The 18,893-nt window shown below is 59.3% G+C and carries 19 protein-coding genes; 7 read left to right on the top strand and 12 right to left on the bottom strand.

The window, feature by feature from the left end:
- Positions 1 to 146: 146 nt before the first annotated feature.
- The 3 genes from ACZ5RG_RS03765 to ACZ5RG_RS03755 are packed head-to-tail and all read right to left on the bottom strand — an operon-like array spanning position 147 to position 2,964.
- The gene (locus tag ACZ5RG_RS03765) at positions 147 to 1,127 is read right to left on the bottom strand and encodes a Bug family tripartite tricarboxylate transporter substrate binding protein (RefSeq protein WP_298602497.1); all 981 of its coding nucleotides are present in this window, start codon (positions 1,125 to 1,127) and stop codon (positions 147 to 149) included.
- Positions 1,128 to 1,164: 37 nt separating this feature from the next.
- Entirely contained in the window at positions 1,165 to 1,992 is an 828-nt protein-coding gene (locus tag ACZ5RG_RS03760; protein WP_464447817.1) for a beta-keto acid cleavage family enzyme, read from the bottom strand.
- A gap of 18 nt (positions 1,993 to 2,010) precedes the next feature.
- Positions 2,011 to 2,964 (bottom strand): 3-hydroxyacyl-CoA dehydrogenase family protein, encoded by a 954-nt coding sequence (locus ACZ5RG_RS03755; protein ID WP_298602503.1) that lies wholly within the window; start codon positions 2,962 to 2,964, stop codon positions 2,011 to 2,013.
- A gap of 89 nt (positions 2,965 to 3,053) precedes the next feature.
- Here ACZ5RG_RS03755 and ACZ5RG_RS03750 point away from each other — a divergent pair, with 89 nt between their 5' ends.
- The 3 genes from ACZ5RG_RS03750 (at position 3,054) to ACZ5RG_RS03740 (ending at position 4,809) form a co-directional block, all read left to right on the top strand.
- Positions 3,054 to 3,998, top strand: a complete 945-nt coding sequence (locus ACZ5RG_RS03750; protein ID WP_464447816.1) for a LysR family transcriptional regulator — start codon at positions 3,054 to 3,056, stop codon at positions 3,996 to 3,998.
- Positions 3,999 to 4,094: 96 nt separating this feature from the next.
- The gene (locus ACZ5RG_RS03745) at positions 4,095 to 4,466 is read left to right on the top strand and encodes a hypothetical protein (protein WP_298602509.1); all 372 of its coding nucleotides are present in this window, start codon (positions 4,095 to 4,097) and stop codon (positions 4,464 to 4,466) included.
- Position 4,467: 1 nt separating this feature from the next.
- Positions 4,468 to 4,809, top strand: a complete 342-nt coding sequence (locus ACZ5RG_RS03740; RefSeq protein ID WP_464447815.1) for a TIGR03643 family protein — start codon at positions 4,468 to 4,470, stop codon at positions 4,807 to 4,809.
- A gap of 47 nt (positions 4,810 to 4,856) precedes the next feature.
- Here the strand turns inward: ACZ5RG_RS03740 and ACZ5RG_RS03735 are convergent, their stop codons facing one another.
- From ACZ5RG_RS03735 to ACZ5RG_RS03715, 5 genes are read right to left on the bottom strand one after another with little or no spacing between them, the layout of a single operon-like run.
- Positions 4,857 to 5,624, bottom strand: coding sequence for an SDR family NAD(P)-dependent oxidoreductase (locus ACZ5RG_RS03735; RefSeq protein ID WP_464447814.1), 768 nt, complete (start codon positions 5,622 to 5,624; stop codon positions 4,857 to 4,859).
- Complete coding sequence (locus tag ACZ5RG_RS03730) at positions 5,621 to 7,009, bottom strand: MmgE/PrpD family protein (protein ID WP_464447813.1); 1,389 nt, start codon at positions 7,007 to 7,009, stop codon at positions 5,621 to 5,623. Before ACZ5RG_RS03730 ends, ACZ5RG_RS03735 begins: the two co-directional genes overlap by 4 nt.
- Positions 7,006 to 8,487 (bottom strand): tripartite tricarboxylate transporter permease, encoded by a 1,482-nt coding sequence (locus tag ACZ5RG_RS03725; RefSeq protein WP_464447812.1) that lies wholly within the window; start codon positions 8,485 to 8,487, stop codon positions 7,006 to 7,008. The genes ACZ5RG_RS03730 and ACZ5RG_RS03725 overlap by 4 nt, the downstream gene beginning before the upstream one ends.
- Before the next feature lie 3 nt (positions 8,488 to 8,490).
- Positions 8,491 to 8,997 carry a tripartite tricarboxylate transporter TctB family protein gene (locus ACZ5RG_RS03720; protein WP_464447811.1) on the bottom strand — a complete coding sequence of 169 codons (507 nt, stop codon included), beginning with the start codon at positions 8,995 to 8,997 and terminating at the stop codon, positions 8,491 to 8,493.
- Entirely contained in the window at positions 8,994 to 9,953 is a 960-nt protein-coding gene (locus ACZ5RG_RS03715) for a tripartite tricarboxylate transporter substrate binding protein (RefSeq protein WP_312260447.1), read from the bottom strand. The genes ACZ5RG_RS03720 and ACZ5RG_RS03715 overlap by 4 nt, the downstream gene beginning before the upstream one ends.
- 260 nt (positions 9,954 to 10,213) lie before the next feature.
- Here ACZ5RG_RS03715 and ACZ5RG_RS03710 point away from each other — a divergent pair, with 260 nt between their 5' ends.
- The 4 genes from ACZ5RG_RS03710 to ACZ5RG_RS03695 are packed head-to-tail and all read left to right on the top strand — an operon-like array spanning position 10,214 to position 14,266.
- Entirely contained in the window at positions 10,214 to 10,921 is a 708-nt protein-coding gene (locus tag ACZ5RG_RS03710) for a GntR family transcriptional regulator (RefSeq protein ID WP_315237210.1), read from the top strand.
- Positions 10,918 to 11,889 (top strand): Bug family tripartite tricarboxylate transporter substrate binding protein, encoded by a 972-nt coding sequence (locus ACZ5RG_RS03705; protein ID WP_464447810.1) that lies wholly within the window; start codon positions 10,918 to 10,920, stop codon positions 11,887 to 11,889. The genes ACZ5RG_RS03710 and ACZ5RG_RS03705 overlap by 4 nt, the downstream gene beginning before the upstream one ends.
- Before the next feature lie 5 nt (positions 11,890 to 11,894).
- Complete coding sequence (locus ACZ5RG_RS03700) at positions 11,895 to 13,274, top strand: MmgE/PrpD family protein (RefSeq protein ID WP_464447809.1); 1,380 nt, start codon at positions 11,895 to 11,897, stop codon at positions 13,272 to 13,274.
- Positions 13,271 to 14,266 carry a D-2-hydroxyacid dehydrogenase family protein gene (locus ACZ5RG_RS03695; protein ID WP_312260451.1) on the top strand — a complete coding sequence of 332 codons (996 nt, stop codon included), beginning with the start codon at positions 13,271 to 13,273 and terminating at the stop codon, positions 14,264 to 14,266. The genes ACZ5RG_RS03700 and ACZ5RG_RS03695 overlap by 4 nt, the downstream gene beginning before the upstream one ends.
- A gap of 12 nt (positions 14,267 to 14,278) precedes the next feature.
- Here the strand turns inward: ACZ5RG_RS03695 and ACZ5RG_RS03690 are convergent, their stop codons facing one another.
- The 4 genes from ACZ5RG_RS03690 to tsaD form a co-directional block, all read right to left on the bottom strand.
- Positions 14,279 to 15,385 (bottom strand): stealth family protein, encoded by a 1,107-nt coding sequence (locus ACZ5RG_RS03690; RefSeq protein WP_464447808.1) that lies wholly within the window; start codon positions 15,383 to 15,385, stop codon positions 14,279 to 14,281.
- Positions 15,386 to 15,516: 131 nt separating this feature from the next.
- Positions 15,517 to 16,377 (bottom strand): excinuclease Cho, encoded by an 861-nt coding sequence (gene cho, locus ACZ5RG_RS03685; RefSeq protein WP_298602517.1) that lies wholly within the window; start codon positions 16,375 to 16,377, stop codon positions 15,517 to 15,519.
- Positions 16,377 to 17,651 carry a branched-chain amino acid ABC transporter substrate-binding protein gene (locus ACZ5RG_RS03680; RefSeq protein WP_464447807.1) on the bottom strand — a complete coding sequence of 425 codons (1,275 nt, stop codon included), beginning with the start codon at positions 17,649 to 17,651 and terminating at the stop codon, positions 16,377 to 16,379. Before ACZ5RG_RS03680 ends, cho begins: the two co-directional genes overlap by 1 nt.
- A gap of 171 nt (positions 17,652 to 17,822) precedes the next feature.
- Complete coding sequence (gene tsaD, locus ACZ5RG_RS03675; protein ID WP_298602559.1) at positions 17,823 to 18,866, bottom strand: tRNA (adenosine(37)-N6)-threonylcarbamoyltransferase complex transferase subunit TsaD; 1,044 nt, start codon at positions 18,864 to 18,866, stop codon at positions 17,823 to 17,825.
- Positions 18,867 to 18,893: the final 27 nt, after the last annotated feature.

Genomic DNA, 18,893 nt, shown 5'->3' with positions numbered 1-18,893 from the left:
AATCGGGCAGGTTCAACGCGCTGCTTTGAACAAAGGCTCGCCAGTGTAGCGGCTGCCGCCGTTGCTGATTGAAAAAGCCTTTCCTTGCGTCCCCTCGGGGGCCAGCCGAACACTCGGCCCAGCCGATCCCGCCTCAGCCAGTCCGGTCAGTCCAGCGTCACGCCCGCGTTCTTGACGATCAGTCCCAAACGGGCACTGTCTTTGCGAATGAGATCGGCAAATTGCTGAGGCGTTCCGCCCACCACGGGCGTGCCAATCGCTTCCCACTTTTTCTTGAACTCGGCGTCGTTGAAGATCGCGTTCAAGGTGGCGTTGAGCTTTTGAACAATCGGCGCTGGCGTGCCTGCACGCACTGCGACCCCGTGCCAGGCGGTGAACTCATAACCGGCAATGCCGGCCTCAACCATCGTGGGGACGTTGGGCAAAGACGCATGGCGCTTGGCCGATGTGACCGCCAATGGCTGCAGGCGGCCACCCTGAATGTGCGGCAAGCTGCTGCCCAACACATCAAACATGACCTGCACCTGTCCACCCAACAAGTCATTGAGCGCCGGGCCTGCGCCACGGTAAGGGATGTGCGTGATCTTCACGTTCATCTGGGTGTTGAATATCTCGCCCGCCAGATGCTGAGGTGTGCCGTTGCCGGCCGAGGCGAACGAGAGCTTGCTGTCGGACTTTTGGGCCAAAGCCACCAATTCCTTGACCGTTCTAACACCCACAGATGGGTGAACTTCCAGCACCAATGGGAAAGACGAGATCTGAACCACGGGCGTCAGGTCGGTCAAGGGCTCGAAGGGCATGTTGCGAAACAGCGAAGGGTTGACGGCCATAGGGCCACTGGCCGCCAACAACAAGGTGTAGCCATCTGCTGGCGCTTGCTTGGCCACCTCAGCGCTGCCCAAGTTGCCGCCTGCGCCGCCTTTGTTGTCGACCACCACCGTGACGCCCAAGCGCGAGCTCAATTCGCTTTGAAGCATGCGGGCCATCAAATCGGTGGGACCACCCGGAGGGTAAGGCACCACAAAGCGGATGGTCTTGCTCGGGTAATTGTCTTGCGCAAGGGCAGGCAAGGTAGTGGCGCTCAAAAGTGCTGCGGACAGTGCCGTGACAAAGGTGCTGCGTTTCATGGGGTGGTCTCCGGTTGGTTTGAATTGTTTGAATGGTTTAAGAGGCAAAAAAAGCTTCACGCGCTTGTTGAGCGGTGCAGAGGCTGCGGCCCAACACGTGGGCAGAGTCGGCCACCTGGCGCACCAAGGCCGCATTGTCGGGGGCAATTTGCCCGTTGTTGAGCAACAGATTGTTCTCGAAACCCACACGCGCATGACCACCCAGCGCGACCGCAGTGGTGGCACAGGCGTGTTCTCCCGCGCCAAAGGCGCACATGGACCACGGCTCCGTACCTGTGTGGGCCAGCACAAAAGGCAGCAGGTCTTTGGGCTCTGAGGTTTGGCCTACTGAATAGCGGCCAAGTACAAACAAGAGCGACCAAGGCGCATCGGGAATCACTCCTTGCGCACGCAGGGCTTGCCAACGTTGCAGGTCGGTCACGTCGTAAACGATGACCTGGGTCATCACGCGCTCTTGGGCCAGCCAGCCAAAAAACCGGGACAAACCGGCTTCGCCGATCTCGGGTTGGTCCACCTCGCGCAGGCCCACCGAGACGGCTTCAGGCTTGAGCGCGGTGACCATGGCTATTTGCTCGGGGGCTTGGTACACACGGGCCGCTTCGCTGGTGACCTGGATGATCAACTCCTCGCCAACCGCCGCTTTGACTGCCTGTTGAGCATCACGGTAACCCTGCACGTCGAGGCTGTGGCGGCCTTGCGCATCGCGGATGTGCATGTGCACCATGGCCGCACCAGCATCGAGGCACTGTTTGGCCGTCTGACCCAACTCGGCAGACGTCATGGGCAGAGCAGCATGGTCAGTTCGCTGCTTGTAAGCGCCGTTGGGCGCCACAGTAATCAACAAGGAATCTGAAAAAACAGCCATGGGAATACCTTTGAAAGATCAATCTTGGGGGTTAAGAGATGGCAATTCGGATGCCAACAAGTCCAGCCCCTGGCGCAGCAAGCGGTCGTAGCGCTCGCGCTCGGCCTTTTGGGTTACGGGGGTCCAGCTGTAAAAGCCCTGACCGGTCTTCATGCCCAGGTCGCCCCGGGCCACACGTTCTTGCAGCACGCGGGCGGGTTCGGCATTGACCGCCAAACTAGGGTACATGCTGGCCGCAGCAGCGGTATGCACTTCCAGGCCGGCATGGTCGCGCTGCATGACCGGGCCTGCGGCCAAAAATCGGAACCCAAAGCCAAAGCGCACCGCCGCGTCCACGTCTTCGGGTGAGGCCACACCTTCATCGATCAGGGCAAAGGCCTCACGCGCGAGAGCATGCTGCATACGGTTGGCCAAAAAGCCCGGTTTGTCCTTGCGTACCAGCACTGGCACGCTGCCACAGCCGCGCATGAAGCCACACAGCTGCTCGGCTTCTGACACGTCAGACTGCGGCCCCAACACCACCTCAACCAAGGGCACCAAATGCGCAGGCATAAAAAAGTGCAATCCCAACATGCGCTGCGCCGTGGGCAAGCCCTCCGCGATGGCGCTGATCGGAAAGCTAGAACTGTTGCTGCACAGCAAGGTTTCTTGAGGCGCCAGTTGCGCCAGCTGTGCAAACAAAGCTTGTTTGAGCGGCAGTTTTTCGGGAATGCATTCGATGAGCAAGCTCACGCCGGGCCATGCGATGTCGGCCAAATCGGCCACAGCTTGCACGCGCTCGATTCGGTGTGCCATGCCCAAGGGGGTCAGGTTGTGGCGCACATGGCTTGCAAGCGCTTGCCGCTTGGCGGCATCAGGTTCGACCACCGTGACCTGGCTGCCGCCACGGGCCAGTACGATGGCCACGTCCATGCCCATGGTGCCGCCACCGACGACCACGGTAAGGGCTTTATACGGGTCTGCAGAAATCATGTTGAATGCCACTTACAGGATGAGATGGGTGCAGTCTAAAAAGGCTCTATTGGCCCGTCCAGCCGTTTTTTCCCATAAACTGATCTTCAATGAAGATCAATTCCCCTACCCAACTGCAAGCCAACGCACAACTGAACTGGACGCCCCGCGACCTGGACATCTTTTTGGTACTGGCCGAAACCGGCAGTTTCAGACGCACGGCCGCGCAAGTGCATTTGTCGCAATCGGCCGTGTCAGGGGTCATCGTTCGACTTGAAGAAGCCCTGCTCACACGCTTGTTTGACCGCACCACCCGCAGCGTGCACCTGACGATAGCGGGCCAGGTGTTTGTCGAGCAAGCCAAGCTGCTCAGCGCCCAAACCCAAGAAGCCGTGCAAAGGGTGCAGCACATCACTCAAATCCAATCGGGCAAAGTGAGCATGGCCGCCCTGCCCTCTTTGGCGGCCACGGTGGTGCCTCGGGTCATGGCCCGTTTTGCAGCGCAATATCCGCAGATTGCGCTGCAACTGCACGACACCTTGTCTGGCCCCGCTTTTGACATGGTGCGCTCTGGCAAGGTGGATTTGGCGCTGACGGCCGCCAACCCCGACTACGCCGACCTGGACTACACGCCGTTGTCGGCCGATGGATTTGTGTTGCTCATGCCCTTGGGACACCGCTTGGCCAAAGCCCAAAGCCACATGAACTGGTTGGACGTGGCCGAGTTGACCCACATTTCAATGCCTCTGCCAGCCAGCGTGCGGCAATACGCCAACGCCGCATTCATCTCGCACAGCATCGCCTTTCAGCCGCGTTACGAAGTCGAACACATCGCCACCATCCACGCCATGGTCAAAGCTGACCTGGGCGTGGCGGCCCTGCCCGAATTGGCTGCGGCCTTTGTACAGCAGGGCGGCGTGGCCACACGCCGCTTGAAGGCGCCGGACATCCAGCGCCCCATCGGCGTGGTCACCCGACGCCACCGAAGTCTGTCCCCTGCAGCAGAAGAAATGGTGCGCATGCTACGGCAAGAGACCGCCGCTTTGCTGCGGTGAGACGGCGCACACACAGCAAGCGATAAAGGGCCCACACCGTGGCGAAATTCCTTGTTCTGGCATCATGAAATTATTCCTTTTTACACAAAAAACACCTTGAACTGGCTCCAAAAATTACCGGGCTTTACCCGCTCAGCCCCAGGCCTGGAATGGTCGCTTTGGAAAAAGCTGCCCTGGATTGGGCTGTTGGGCACGGCCTTGCCCATGGCGTTGGTCGGCATGGCTTACCTCTGGGCACCCGATCCACCCACCCCGGCATCTGAGCGCGAACTGAGCCAATGGCTTTACATCGCCATCGGTGTGCTTGTGCTGCACTGGACTTTGGTGCTGACAACAGGCATCGGTTGTGTGATCGTGATGCTGATGAAGGGGCCCGCCTTTGTGGCCGATGGTTTTGAGGTGCAGCACAGCGACCACCCCGGCAGCCCGCCCCCACCACCTGTTGAAAACCCACAAGGCACACACTGACATGAACACACGCGCTTGCGATGTTTTGAGTGCTGCCGACGTGTCCGGCATCATCGCCATGGCTTGGTCCGACGACACGCCGTTTGAGGCCATTGAGCAGCAGTTTGGTTTGAGCGAAGCAGAGGTCATTGCGTTGATGCGTGACCAGCTGAAAACCCGCTCGTTCAGGGTTTGGCGCATCCGGGTGCGCGGCCGACCGGCCAAGCACGGAGGCCGTAACAAGATGGACTTGCAGTCGCAAATGCACCCATCTAACTCAACGGTGCAGTCATTGGCACTGAATGATTCCCAAGAAGACTTTCCTGTGCCAAGCTTTTCGCTCACCCAAGCCTCACTGCAGTGAAGATGCGGTGAAAGCGCAACACCGCGGCTTCGGCAAAAAACCCGGCCTCAAGATCCCAAATAAGTGCCCCCGTTGACATGCAGCACTTGGCCTGTCACAAAACGGGCTTGTGGGCTGGCCAGCCAGGCCACCGAGTCAGCCACCTCTTCGGCCGTCCCGCGTCTGCCCAGCAATGGCGTGTGCTTTTTGTGGTGCTGAGGTTGGGCTGAAACACTGCTGCCGTGTCGCACGGTGTCGATCATGCCGGGTGACACGCAGTTCACCGTCACTTGATGAGCAGCAAGGTCATGGGCCAAAGCACGGGTCAAGCCCACCAGCCCGGCTTTGGCTGTGACCACATGCACACGGTTTTCGGCCCCCGTGTGCGCAGTCAATCCACCGATGTTCACGACGGCACCGTCTGGTGCATTTTGTAAGTGTGGCAAGGACGCTTGGGTGCAGTGAAAGGCACCGTCCAAAACCACGGCCAAGGTGCTGCGCCAATCTGCACTGCTCATGTCGGCCAAGGTGGCTTCTTTGCGAATGGCAGCGTTGTTCACCAACACATCGATACGCCCGAAGCGCGCCACTATTTGGGCCACCATGAGCTGCACCGCACGGGCATCGGTGACATCGGCCACACACAACAGTGCAGGAACACCCAATGCGGACAGCTCATCGACCACCGCTTGCCCTTCGGCTACGGAGCTGCGCACGTTGACGGCAACAGCCAACCCGTCCCGAGCCAAGGCCAAAGCGATGGCGCGACCAATGTTGCGACCGGCCCCTGTTACCAAGGCAACGCGACGGATTTCAGTTTGAGTGTTGGCGCTCATTGCGCCCCCGAGGCAGCCAAGGCCGAGAAAGACAAGGAACCACCCAACAAGGCTGCATTGACCGTGTCCAAAAGTGCCTGCGTTTGCGCAGCGTCCAAACCACCGTGACTGCAGTTGGCTCGGAATTTCTGTTCCAGATCGGCGTCACTCAAGGGGTGGGCTGCACCGCCTTTGAAGAAGGCTTGACGCTCTTCCAGCACACGGCCGTCTTTCAGATGCACGCGCACATGCCCTGTGAATTGATGGGGATAAGGATTGGTCGGGTCCACGACGTAGCGAACTTTGGACGCGAGCGAGCGCAAATCATCGCGCTGAACCGTGGCCTCGGTGTAGGCCGACAAGCCCGCATCGTCCAACAATAGCCCTGCCGCAATGGCATAAGGAATGCTGAACTTGGCCGCATAAGCGTTGGGCGGCGACGCCTTGAGCGCAAGAGGCTCCCACAACCGATGCACGATGCCCTCTGCGGTTTCGCACTCAATACTTTGAATCTGATCAGCCGTCACGCTCTGCTTGCGCAATGCGCGCGCACAGTCGATGTAGGGATGCGCCATGGTGCCGCAAGCGTAGGGCTTGAAGGCAATTGTGGTCCAGACCCACTGCTCCCCAAAACCAGCCAGCATGGCTTCAAAGTCACCGTCCAGCGTGTTGGCAAAACCATGGAACAAACCGTGCGTGCCCTCAAATACAGTGGCAGGCCCCACAAATCCGGCTTGCGCCAAGCGCACCGCGCGGTACGCTGACTGGGCTGCCCACCCGGGATGCATGCGCTTCGTCCATGAGCCGTCGGCCAAATATTCGATGATGCCTGCAGCCATGCTGCCGGCCAAACCAAACGCGTTGACCATTTGAGCTTCGGTCAGTTTCATGGCGGTCCCCATGCCCGCCACGGCGCCGATGACCCCAAAAATAGCCGTCGGATGGAACCCCGCTTTGTGCACACGGGTAGGCGCCACAGCACACAGGCGACAAGTGACCTCTACACCCATAGCGATACCGCGCAAAAGCGCATCGCCATGAAGTGCGTGGCGCTGCGCGACCGCCAACAAAGCTGGCACGATGACCGCACCGGCATGAACCGGGCCCCCTTCGTAGGTGTCGTCAAAATCTTCACCATGGGCGGCGATGCCGTTGACAAAAGCAGCGGCTTCGACCCCGTAACCCTCCGTAAAACCGAACACAGTGCAAGGACCGGGCTGCTCCACTGCCGCCAATGCAGCCCGTACATAGTTTTCATGGCGTGCCGCCATGCAAATGCCGGCCACATCCATCAACAAACGCCGAGCCACGGGCAACGCCGAGGGATCTAATTCGGGCTTGGACAAGGCCATGGCCCTGGCCAGTCTTGTGGCAACCGATGTGCCAGAAAGGCTTGCTTGACTCATTTCTTCGACTTTCTCTCAGTGAATTCTTTGATGCCGGTGTAAAGCGCCAAGACCAAAGACAAGACCAACAATCCCGCAGAGACCCAGTCCGTCATAAAGATACTGTGATCTCCCCCCGAAATCAGCAAACTTCTGCGGTAATTTGACTCGACCATATAGCCCAGCACCAATCCCAAAACCATGGGCAACACAGGGATGCGCAACAAGCGCATGCCATAACCCAAGACCCCGACAAGCAAGGTCATGGCGATGTCAAAAACACTTTGGTGCAGCGCGTAAACACCGGTCATGACCAAGGCCAAAATGCCGGCAATCAGGTAGGGCTTGGGACGGTTCACCAGCCAAATACAAGGATTGAGAATGACCAAACCGATCAAGAGCATCGCGATGTTGGCGACGAACAAGCCCCCATACAGGCCATAGACCACATCAGGGGCTTTGGTGAACAACATGGGGCCTGGCTGCAAACCATGGATAAGGAAGCCCCCCATCAAGATGGCCGCCGAATTGGAGCCCGGAATTCCCAAACTGAGCAAGGGCACCAGCGCCGTGGCAGTCACCACGTTGTTGGCGGCCTCGGGTGCCGCCACCCCCTCAGGCGATCCACGACCATATTCTTCGGGATGCTGGGACCAGCGCTTGCTTTCTGAATAAGCCATAAAGGCAGCAACCGTTCCACCTGCGCCTGGGGTCACCCCCTCGAACGTGCCCACAGCAGCGCCGATGGCCTGAGGCCTGAACAAGCGCTTGGTCATGGCCCAATCGGGCAATTTCAAGCGAGACGATATTTTGTCGGCCTTGGCCCATGCAGGTTCACCAATTTGCACCAACATTTCAGTGACGGCAAACAAGCCCACCATGATGATGATGGGTTTCACACCGTCCAGCAGATCGGAAGAACCAAAAGTGAAACGAGACACCCCAGAGACTGGATCACTGCCAATGAAGGCGATCATGAGACCCAAGCAAGCGGCAATCAAACCCTTGAGCAAGGTGCCACCAGACAAGCTGGCGATGACAGAAAGCCCCAAAATACCCAAAGAAAAATAAGCAGCGGGTGTGAAAGCCAGTGCCACTTTGGCCAAACTTTCGGTAGCAAGCACCAAGACCACCAGTCCAAAGAGCCCGCCCACCAAGCCAGACATCAGTGAAATGCCGAGCGCCTCACCCGCCTTGCCTTGCCTAGCCATTTCATAACCATCAATGACCGTGGCCGATGCGGAATTGGTGCCAGGCGTTCGAATCAAAATAGCGGGGATAGAACCGCCATATTCAGCACCAACATAAACGCTGGCCAACAGAACGATGGCAATGGTCGGCGACATACCGACGGTGAACGGCAGCAACAAAGCCATGGCAATCGAAGGAGAAATGCCAGGCAATGCGCCCCCCAAAATGCCCCACAAGACACCCCCAAATGCCGCGGCGATGACCCACAACCAAGCATAGCCACTGAGCGATTGCAATAACGCGTCCATACATCAACCTGCAAAAAACGCGGCCCAAATGCCCATTGGCATTTTGACTTTGAGCGCGTAGTCAAACAAAAACCACAGCAACGGACCTGTGAGCAAAACAAAACCCAACAGCACTTTGGATTCACGTCCACCCGCGAACCAAGCCACTGCAGCCGAAAGCAGACCAATGGCCACCACGTAACCAAGCCATGGCAGCAGGATCAAATAAATGGCCAGGATCAAGAGCAAGCCCAAGGCCAATCGGTGCGGGTTTTGGGGCGCATCTTCATTCGCAGCCTCATCTGGTTCCGCCAGCAAAGCGGGTGCCTGCTTTTGCTTCAACGCTTTGACCAGCAACAAAACCGAAGCCAGCGCCATCAAAGCACCAATTGACATCGGAACACCCGAGGCCCCGACCTCGTCAGCCAACAAACTGTCCTCAATGCCACTGGCAAATCGAATGTAAGCCAGGGAAAAAACCAAGCCTACGGTGCCAGTGATCAGGTTGGAATGGCGCTCACTGATGCTCATTTCAACAGTCCCAGCTCTTTGAACGAAGCCACAGTTTCAGCAGCGACATCTGCCGTGAATTTGCGTGCAGCCTCACGGCCTAGCACCATGGGCGTCAGGTTCTCGCGTGTGTACTCGGCTTTGTATGCGGGTAACTCCATGACCTTGCGGGCAGCATCTTCCCAGGCTTTGGCCACACTGTCTGGCACGCCCTTGGGGCCAGCCAGTCCACGGAATTTCCGCACCACCACGTTGAAGCCTTGTTCTTTGGCCGTTGGCAACTGGGGCAAACCTTGTAAGCGGGTTTCGGACAAAGTGGCTAACAAGCGGATCTTCCCGGCTTCAAGCTGACCTTGCAATTCCTGCATTTCACCAATGCCCAAGTCATAGGTGCCATTGAGCACACCGATCATTTGGTCTGCGCCGCCTTCATGACTGACGATCGGAACTTTCACGCCCGCTGCGCGCGAAAGACGCTCCATAGCGATGCGCTCCAGAGAGGCCGGATTGGACGCGCCCCAGCGGGATTTGCCTGGATTGGATTTGGCAAAAGCGATCACATCGGCCAGTGTCTTGTGCGGCGAATCTGCGCGGGTGTAAATCAACTCGGGGTCCAAAAAGACGATCAGCATGGGGTCTAAACCGTCATAACCGACGGGTGGCTTAGACAACAAAGTGGTCTGTATGTAGGTGGGCGTAGTCCCGTAAAAAATGGACCCGTCTGGAGCCCCTTTGGCCACAGCCGCCACTGCAGTTGCGCCACTGCCACCGCGAATGTTTTCCACCGAAAAACTGGTCTTCATCACGCCACTTAACTGTTTGGAAAAGTCACGCAAAAAAACGTCTGTCCCGCCACCTGGGCTGGAGTGGGTGACCAATGAAACACGCGAAACGGGGTAAGGAGCTGGTTGCGCGTGCGTCAAGCTGCTGACCGCCAACAAGACGCTGAGGCCGGTGAAAAAATGTTTGATTTTCATGTTTTGTCTCCAAAATAATTTGATCTGTTCAGGACATTCTTTGATGTCCTTTTCTCTTCTTTCATTTTTATCGTATACGAAAATGCAGACCTGTCAACATTGCTAAAAACCCGAATAGATTGTCTTTGTGCCCTCGAAATAGACATGGCGCGCTCTGAGATCGGCCGTCACGATAGGGAATTCCCGATGACAAGCAAACGGGGATTTCGTATACGATAAAACCATTCGCATCCGACAAGACCCTTTTTTCAAACCATCGCATGCTCCCCTGGCTTTCAGAAAACCCGGCTGTTCAGCCGCATGACGCGCACACCACCTCTTTGGCGAAGTTGGTGCGCGACGACGTGTTGGCCGGCATTCTCAATGGCAGCTTGACGCCGGGCCAACGCATCAACGAGCCTGATGTGGCTGCGCGGCTGAATGTTTCTCGCGTGCCCGTTCGAGAAGCACTGAGAGAACTCGAAAGCTCTGGCGTGGTGATTTCACGCAAACACTCTGGTGTGTTCGTTCGCCAATTGGGCATGGTCGAGGTGCGCGATCTGTACCAACTGCGGGCCCTGCTGGATGGTTTTGCCGGACGCACCGCCGCGCAGCTGCCCAAAAAAGAGCGTGACGGCTTGGTCAAGTTTTTGGTCAACAGCACCAGCAGCATGAAAGAGGCGCTGAAAAGCAGCGATGCCAACCGCTATTACGCTGAAAACCTGCGTTTTCACTGGGCCATCGTGGAGGCCGCTGGCAATTTGCAAATGGCCGAAATCTACCGGGGCATCGTGCAAAAACTCCACATTTCGCGCCTGAAAAATCTTTCCGGCAACAGCGGCAGAAAGGCATCTATTGCCGAGCACCAAACCATTGTTCGGTCTTTGCGGCAAGGCGACTTTGCGCAGACCGAGTTACTGATGGCGCGTCACGTCAACGACGCCTTTGTTCGACTCGAAGAAACATCCCAATTGGAGACCACCCCATGAAACGCCGCAACCTGCTTCAAGCTGCCTCGGCCCTGAGCCTGCTTCCTACTTTGGGCCACGCCCAAGCGGCTTATCCCAACAAGCCGATCCGCTACATCGTGCCGGTCGTGGCCGGTGGTGGCAGTGACATGGTGGGCCGCACCGTCACCGAGCGTTGGGGCGCTTTGCTCAAGCAGTCTTTCATTGTGGACAACCAAGCGGGTGGTGGCGGCGTCATCGCCTGCCAGGCAGCAGCCCGCGCGGCACCCGATGGCTACACCCTGCTGCAAGGCTATGTCGCCACCCATGGCACCAGCCCTGCCACACGCAAAGTGCCTTATGACCCGATCAAGGATCACACACCCATCGGCATGATCGGCGCCACACCCAATGTGTTGGTGGTCAACGCCTCACTGCCTGTGCGCAACCTGCAGGAATTCGTGGCTTACGTCAAAGCCAATCCCGGACGTCTGAGCTATGGCTCAGCGGGTCAAGGCTCGCTGACTCACTTGACGATGGAACTGTTCAAGCAACAAATCAACTCCTTCATGGTGCACATTCCCTACCGGGGCGTGGCATTGGCCTTCACCGACCTGATTGGGGGCCAGACACAGGCCATGTTCCCCGGCTTGGCGGCGGCCGTGCCCCACATGAAATCGGGTCGCGTGCGTGCACTGGCGGTCACGGGTCCCAACCGCCACCCTCAATACAAAGACATCCCCACGCTCGACGAATCGGGCTTCAAGGGCTTTGACGCTCAGCAGTGGTATGGCGTGGTCGGCCCCGCCGGCATGCCCGCACCCATCGTCAAGCAACTCAACGACACCTTGGCCACGGTGCTCAAAAGCCCTGACTTGCGCGACAAACTCTCGATTGAAGCCATCGAACCCATTACCATGTCACCCGAAGAATTCGGCACCTTCATCAAAGCCGAAATTGGTCGTTGGTCCGCCATCGCCAAAGCCCGCAACATCCAACTCGACAACTGAACACCATGGCACGCAATACCCAAGTCACCGCTGATCACAACGCCCCTGCAGTCACCCAAATTCTGGCCAAATTTGTGGCCACACACCCCTCTAAGGGCTGGAGCGACGAGGTCGATTTAGAAGCACACCGCACCTTCATGAACTGGCTCGGATGTGCTGTGGGCGCTACCGGCCACGAGGCGGCAGACGCCGCGCTGGCCGCCGTGCAAGTGCTGCAACCCGCTGCGCAGGCCAGCGTACTGGGCCGCGCCACCAAGGTGGACATGGCCAGCGCTGCATTGCTCAACGGCATCACATCGCACACTTTTGATTTTGACGACACCCACCTCAAAACCATCATCCATCCAGCAGGACCTGTGGCCTCGGCCATTTTGGCTTTGGCTGAACACCAGAATTACAGTGGCCGCGAAGTGATCGACGCGCTGGTCATCGGCATCGACGTGGCTTGCCGTGTGGGCAACGCCATGTACCCCGACCACTACGACCGGGGCTGGCACATCACCGGTTCCACGGGCACCTTGGGTGCAGCCGCTGCCTGCGCACGCCTGCTCAAACTCAATGAACAGCAAACCGCCATGGCTTTGGGCATCGCGGCTTCGCAGCCCATCGGCATGCGCGAGCAGTTCGGCACCATGACCAAACCCTTCCACCCGGGTGCTGCGGCGCGTGCAGGCCTGATGTCGGCACTCATGGCTCAGCAAGGTTTCACGGCCAGCCCCAAAGCGCTTGAAGCGCCGCGCGGCATGATGCAAACCGTTTCCATCAAGAACGACTGGCGCGAAATCACGCACGAGCTGGGTGAACGGTTTGAAATTTCGTTCAACAGCTACAAGCCTTTTGCCTGCGGCATCGTGATTCACCCCAGCATCGACGCTTGCGCCCAATTGCGGGCCAAGGGCGTGCGCCCAGAACAAGTGCAGCGCATTGACCTGCGCGTGCACTCCTTGGTGTTGGAACTCACTGGCAAAAAAGAACCTGTCGATGGTCTGCAAGCCAAATTCAGCGTCTACCACGGTTGCGCTGCGGGCTTGACCTTTGGTTTCGCCGCCGAAGAAGAGTTCTCTGACCACATCGTGACCCGCGACGACATGGTGGCCTTGCGACGCAAAGTGGTGGCAACAGTTGACGACTCCATCGACGAAGCGAGCGCCGATGTGACGGCCACCTTGACCGATGGCAGCACAGTGCACGTGTTTGTGGAGCACGCCATCGGCTCGCTGCAAAACCCCATGACACAAGCGCTGCTCGAGGGCAAGTTCCATGGGCTGAGCGATCCGGTTTTGGGACAAGAACAAACCACTGCGCTGATCAACGCCTGCTGGGCGATTGGCAACGCGGCGAATGTGCAGTCCATCGTCCAATTGGCTACGCCCAAAGCCCCATGACCACATCGGCCTGCACGCATTCAACACCGCGCCCACGCATTGCTTTGCTGGGGGATAGCGAGCAGGCCCTTCGCCGTTTGGGTGACTGGCAGACCGTCGATGCGGCAGCTGACGTGACCGTGCACCCTTACCCCTTGAAGGGTCCTGCGCTGGTGCAGGCCATTCAAGACGCTGACGTGGTGGTCTTGGTGCGCGATCGCACGCCCTTTTCAGCGGAGCTGCTGGCCCAACTGCCCCGCCTGAAATACCTGATTTTCACAGGCACCCGCAACACCACACTCGATCTGGAAGCACTGGCAGCACGCCAGATTCCTGTCAGCCACACCGAGTGGGGCCCCTCCAAAGACAGCACCTGCGAGATGACATGGGCCTTGATTTTGGCGGCCCGGCGGCAACTGCTGGCGCAAGCAGCTGTTTTGCGTGCGGGCCAATGGCGCAGCACTCGCCCCGAACCACTGGCACACGTGCTGAAAGGCCAAACACTGGGCTTGGTGGGACTGGGCGAAATTGGCGCGCGGGTGGCTAAAATTGGTTTGGCCTTTGGCATGAATGTGCTGACCTGGAGCCCCAACATGACACCTGAGCGTGCCGCCGTGCACGGCGTGCAGTCGGTTGGCCTGGATCATTTGCTGCAAGCATCGCATGTGGTCAGCCTCCACTTGGTTCCGTCTGAGAAGACACGGCACCTGCTGAACGCCGAGCGCCTGGCCCAAATGCGGCCCGACAGCCTGCTGGTCAATACATCACGCTCTGCACTGATCGACAGCGAAGCTTTGGTGCAGGCCCTGAAGCAAGGCCGTCCCGGCTTGGCCGCATTGGACGTGTTTGACACTGAGCCTTTACCCGCCGATTCACCTCTGCGCGACCTGCCCAACGCGCTGCTGACGCCCCACCTGGGCTTTGTGGCCGAACCGGTCTTCCAGCGCTTTGCCGATGGCGTGATCGCCCACCTGCAAACTTGGCTGAACGCACGCGCATCCGCCAACATTTAAGTTCATTCGCACTCAGGCCCTTTTTTGAACCACAAGTGCCTTGTCCGCATCAAGCGGATGGCACTTTTGCAAATGCCCTTGCACATGCATTTGCGGCGCTGTTGCAGCCTCGCTGACTGGCGCGTTTTCAAACCCCGAAGGCGCAGGCAACATGCCCTGCAGCACCGTCAATACATTCTGCAAACGCGGGTCACTGGTGTGTGCATCGTCGGTGGTGTCGTTGATGCAAAAGAAATCAAGGGCACCGAACTCGGCCACCAAGGCTTGCAACTGCGCGTTTTGATCGGCTTCGCCCGTAGAGACATAACGGTGGCGGTAAGGCCGGACGCTGGCCACGCCATGCGCCAAAGCCCAGCGCAACACAAAGTCGGACACGATGGTGGGCTTGTCCCAGCTGCGAAACACGGTCGAGCGCACAGCGGCAAACAACTCGGGCGCGGTGTCCTCCAGCTCCAGCAAAATCGACTTCAGCATGGGCCGAGGCGAATGCGCAAAGGTGCGGAAGGTGCTTTGGTACAAAGGGTCTTGCTCGCGCAGCGCGGGAGCGCCCAAGCGGGCATTGTCGGTGAGCCACTGGATGGACAGGCGACACGCATTTTCGAGCGAAGTGGCATCCATGCGCATGGCTTCGTCAGTGACTTCGGGGTCGTCGGACCACGTCACATGAAAGCCCCCGGGGCGGAACCAGTCTGCCACCGTCACCGGGGCACCAAAGAACACATCGTCGTTGAGGTAGAAGTAGCGCTCGGACAAACCGGGGATGTGGTGAATCCAGGACTCGATGTGCCCCGAATCAAAGGTGGGCAAAGACGCCTCGGGCATCAGGTCGCGGTGGTCGACCAAGGTCAGCCGGTCCGATGAGCGCAGCCAGTCGGGGGCCTGGGCGTCGGTGACGATGTACACGTGCCCGTGATTGGGGAAGAACTTTTCCAACGCACGCAGGCTGTAACGCAACTCGTGGTTGTCCCGAAAACGCCCTTCTACATTGCTGTAGCGGGCCATGGCGGCGCTGGAATCGCTGGGGAGTTGCTGCAGGGCCGCTTGGCGTTTGGCGCGCCAGTTCGAATCGTTCCCGTCAACCCACAAGTAAACGATGTCGATGGGCGAATCGTGGGGCATGTCTGCGTTGGATTTTTTGTAGGCGCTGAGTCTAGCAGCGCAGAGGCGTCAGCGTTTCCAATACCCGCCCTGACGTGAGGGCCACTGGATAAGTGACCCTTGCGCGGCCAACGACCAGCCAATTTGGGTCCTTACAAAGCTTGCACCTGCACGCTTTGCGTGAGCAAGGGACGACACAAAATTTTGTAGCCATCGGCGTCAAATCCTGCGGCCACGGTGCTCAGGCGTCGGGCCTCTTCGACCGTGGCTGCGCTGCCCAAATAGCACCAGTGGTTGACCACATGGATTTGCACCAGGTCGGCATCGCGCTCAACAAGGCCCACCGCGCCACCGAAGGGCCAGCAGGCCACGCGCAGCGCCAGCAAGCTGCTGAACAGCCGCTCACGGTGCACTTCGTGGCTTTCGTCGCCCCGGCACACGCCCGCGCATTGGCGGATCGCGGCCCTGAAACAGGCTTTGCCGGGGGACAGCTTTTCGAGGCCCAAAGGGCCATAGCAAAGTTTGTGCTGGTCGGCAATGGCCCGCAGCGCATCGAGTGCGGCGTGGCGACTGGCAAACAAGCCGTGCAAATCGGGCTGGGTGGCGAAGTCAATGTCTCGGGCATAGACCACTTGCGGCACGCCGCCCACCATTTGCAGACTGCACAGTTGTTGGTTACGGCGCAGTTTTTGGTTGAACAGCGGATGTTGGGCCTTGATCATTTGCGCTTCGAGCAGCAGCGCCCCGATCTCGCCCGCCGTGCGGATGTGGCTGATGCGCTGGGTTTGGCGCAGCATGCGGGTCTCGTCGGCCGTGCGCAGGTGCGACAGCAGCCGGGCCCGGATGTTGATGCTCTTGCCGATGTAAAGCGGCAAGTCACCTTCTTGACCATGAAAGGTATAGACGCCCGCACCGGTGGGGGCGTCTTCGATGGCTTGGCGCAGGTGCTGCGGGTATTCGAAGACGCTGCTGTCTTCAAAGTCGGCGCGACGGCGGCGGCGCGCAGAGTCCATCAGCCTGGGCGCACCATCTTGCAGCTGCTGGGCAACTGGGCCTGCTCGGCCTTGAGCTGGCGCACCACCTTGAAGCCGTAGCCCGAGCCCTCCACATCAAAAGGCACCCCCGCAGCACCCTGGCGTTGCATCACACCCACCACCAAGGGTTGTTGGAACTGGTGGTCTTCGGCCCGCATGAAGCCGGTTTGCCCGGCCATGCTGACGCGGGCTTTTTCAAGGGCCAGCGCCACCGCCATGGGCTCGGTGCTGCCCGCTTTTTCGACCGCTTGAGCCAAGGCCTCGACCATGAGTTGCATGCGCACATGCACGTAATCTTCGGATGGCTTAGTGAAACGCTGGCGGAACGATTGGTAAAACGCCTCACTGGCCTTGCCCGGCACATTGGGCAGCCAGTCGGCCACCGCGATCACGCGGTCCAAGCCCGCATCACCCAAGGCCGCAGGGGCCCCCAGCGCGTTGCCATAAAAGGTGTAGAACTTGCCTTCATAACCGGCCTCGCGGGCCGACTTGACCAAGAGCGTCAGGTCATTGCCCCAGTTGCCGGTGATGACGGCTTGGGCGCCGCTGGCCTTGATTTTGGCGGCGTAAGGCAAAAAGTCTTTCACGCGGCCCATCGGGTGCAGCTCGTCGCCCACCACCTTCACATCGGGGCGTTTGTCGGCCAGTTGGCGCTTGGCTTCGCGCAGCACGGCCTGGCCAAAGCTGTAATCTTGGCCAATCAGGTACACCGACTGGACTTTTTTGTCTTCGCGCAAGACTTGCATCAACGCGGTCATGCGCATGTCGGCGTGGGCGTCAAAACGGAAATGCCAAAAGCTGCACTTTTCGTTCGTCAAGATCGGATCGACCGCCGAGTAGTTCAAAAACAGCACGCGCTTGGCCGGTTCGCGTTCGTTGTGTTTGTTGATGGCGTCGATCAGGGCCGCGGCATTGGCCGAGGAGTTGCCTTGCAACACCACCTGCGCCCCATCGTCGATGGCCGACTTCAGCGCCGACAAAGCTTCTTCGCTTTGGCCTTTGCTGTCGTAGCGCTCCAGCACCATGGGCAGCAGGCCTTGCGGAGTTTTGACGCCACCGCGTGCGTTGACCCGCTCCACCGCCCAAGCGATGTTGCGCACCACGGCCTCCCCCGTGTTACCAAAAGGACCGCTCAGGCCTTCGATCAAGGCGAGTTTGATGGGGGCTGGCGATTGCGCCCAAGCGGGTGCCAAGCAAAGGACGGCGGCCAAGGAAACGAGGGCAAGGCGAGAAGACGCGAGGGATAAACGCATATTAAAAACAGAACCCGCCGCAAGGCCGAGTGGTACTTAAAAAGGGCGCAGTGTAACGGGTCAGACTTGGCCCATCCAACTTGCCCAGCGTTGCCCAAGGTTTTGCCCAAGGTCTTGCACTTGGCGTGCAAATGGGCGCTGTTGCAAAGCGCGTGAAACTCGGACGTTGACTCAAGCCAGCTCGTGCAGTGGCCAGCGCGGCTTGACGTCAAAGCTGTAACGGGCCTCGGCTTGCTGCGCACCGGCTTGCAAGCGCATGGCCGCTGCCATGGCGATCATGGCGCCGTTGTCGGTGCACAGGTGAAGCTCTGGGTAATGCACGCGCACCTGGGCTTTGGCACAGGCGGCGTTCAGTTGCGCCCGCAGTTCGCGGTTGGCCCCCACGCCACCGGCCACCACCAAGCGTTTCATGCCGCTGGTTTTGAGGGCGGTCATGGATTTTTTGACCAGCACTTCCACAATCGCCGCTTGCGTGGATGCGGCCAAGTCGGCCCGCTCGGTGGTGCCCTCGGTGTGGGCAGCAGGGCCGATTTTTTGGCTTTGCGTGAGTACAGCGGTCTTGAGGCCCGCAAATGAAAAATCCAGATCGCCACTGTGCAGCAGTGGGCGCGGCAGTTTGTAGGCCGCCGGGTTGCCCTGCTCGGCCAAGCGCGACAGACCCGGACCACCGGGGTACGGCAACCCCATGAGCTTGGCCGATTTGTCAAAGGCCTCGCCCGCGGCATCGTCAATGGTTTCACCCAAGAGCTCGTAGCGGCCCACACCATCGACCCGCATCAATTGCGTGTGACCGCCCGACACCAGCAAGGCGATGAAGGGGAATTCGGGCGGGTCGGCACTCAAAAACGGCGAGAGCAAATGCCCTTCGAGGTGGTGCACACCCAGCACCGGCTTGCCCAAAGACGCGGCCAGTGCGCAGGCCACACCCGAGCCCACCAACAGCGCCCCGGCCAAGCCCGGACCGCGTGTGTAGGCCACCACATCGATGTCGGCCAAAGTTGCGCCCGCTTCGGTCAAGACTTGGCGCGTGAGCGGCAGCACGCGGCGGATGTGGTCGCGGCTGGCCAGCTCGGGCACCACACCGCCATAGGCCTGGTGCATGTCGATCTGGCTGTAAAGCGCATGAGACAACAGGCGCGGCAAGGCCTCGCCCGTGGTCTGCACCAGGGCCACGCCGGTCTCGTCGCAAGATGATTCGATACCCAAAATTCGCATAACAGGTAGTTTAAGCGGGGCACGGGC

It is taken from the genome of Limnohabitans sp. TEGF005, from assembly GCF_055394835.1.
The sequence above is the reverse complement of the archived record's forward strand: the minus strand, read 5'-3'. Positions and strand labels throughout refer to the sequence as shown.

Bases quoted from the DNA above. Each gene is read 5' to 3' on its own strand.
- ACZ5RG_RS03695 (WP_312260451.1), top strand. From the start codon at position 13,271: ATGACCACATCGGCCTGCACGCATTCAACACCGCGCCCACGCATTGCT.
- ACZ5RG_RS03705 (WP_464447810.1), top strand. From the start codon at position 10,918: ATGAAACGCCGCAACCTGCTTCAAGCTGCCTCGGCCCTGAGCCTGCTT.
- ACZ5RG_RS03740 (WP_464447815.1), top strand. From the start codon at position 4,468: ATGAACACACGCGCTTGCGATGTTTTGAGTGCTGCCGACGTGTCCGGC.
- ACZ5RG_RS03725 (WP_464447812.1), bottom strand. From the start codon at position 8,487: ATGGACGCGTTATTGCAATCGCTCAGTGGCTATGCTTGGTTGTGGGTC.
- ACZ5RG_RS03710 (WP_315237210.1), top strand. From the start codon at position 10,214: ATGCTCCCCTGGCTTTCAGAAAACCCGGCTGTTCAGCCGCATGACGCG.
- ACZ5RG_RS03755 (WP_298602503.1), bottom strand. From the start codon at position 2,964: ATGATTTCTGCAGACCCGTATAAAGCCCTTACCGTGGTCGTCGGTGGC.
- ACZ5RG_RS03735 (WP_464447814.1), bottom strand. From the start codon at position 5,624: ATGAGCGCCAACACTCAAACTGAAATCCGTCGCGTTGCCTTGGTAACA.
- tsaD (WP_298602559.1), bottom strand. From the start codon at position 18,866: ATGCGAATTTTGGGTATCGAATCATCTTGCGACGAGACCGGCGTGGCC.
- cho (WP_298602517.1), bottom strand. From the start codon at position 16,377: ATGGACTCTGCGCGCCGCCGCCGTCGCGCCGACTTTGAAGACAGCAGC.
- ACZ5RG_RS03690 (WP_464447808.1), bottom strand. From the start codon at position 15,385: ATGCCCCACGATTCGCCCATCGACATCGTTTACTTGTGGGTTGACGGG.
- ACZ5RG_RS03730 (WP_464447813.1), bottom strand. From the start codon at position 7,009: ATGAGTCAAGCAAGCCTTTCTGGCACATCGGTTGCCACAAGACTGGCC.
- ACZ5RG_RS03720 (WP_464447811.1), bottom strand. From the start codon at position 8,997: ATGAGCATCAGTGAGCGCCATTCCAACCTGATCACTGGCACCGTAGGC.
- ACZ5RG_RS03700 (WP_464447809.1), top strand. From the start codon at position 11,895: ATGGCACGCAATACCCAAGTCACCGCTGATCACAACGCCCCTGCAGTC.
- ACZ5RG_RS03715 (WP_312260447.1), bottom strand. From the start codon at position 9,953: ATGAAAATCAAACATTTTTTCACCGGCCTCAGCGTCTTGTTGGCGGTC.
- ACZ5RG_RS03760 (WP_464447817.1), bottom strand. From the start codon at position 1,992: ATGGCTGTTTTTTCAGATTCCTTGTTGATTACTGTGGCGCCCAACGGC.
- ACZ5RG_RS03765 (WP_298602497.1), bottom strand. From the start codon at position 1,127: ATGAAACGCAGCACCTTTGTCACGGCACTGTCCGCAGCACTTTTGAGC.
- ACZ5RG_RS03750 (WP_464447816.1), top strand. From the start codon at position 3,054: ATGAAGATCAATTCCCCTACCCAACTGCAAGCCAACGCACAACTGAAC.
- ACZ5RG_RS03680 (WP_464447807.1), bottom strand. From the start codon at position 17,651: ATGCGTTTATCCCTCGCGTCTTCTCGCCTTGCCCTCGTTTCCTTGGCC.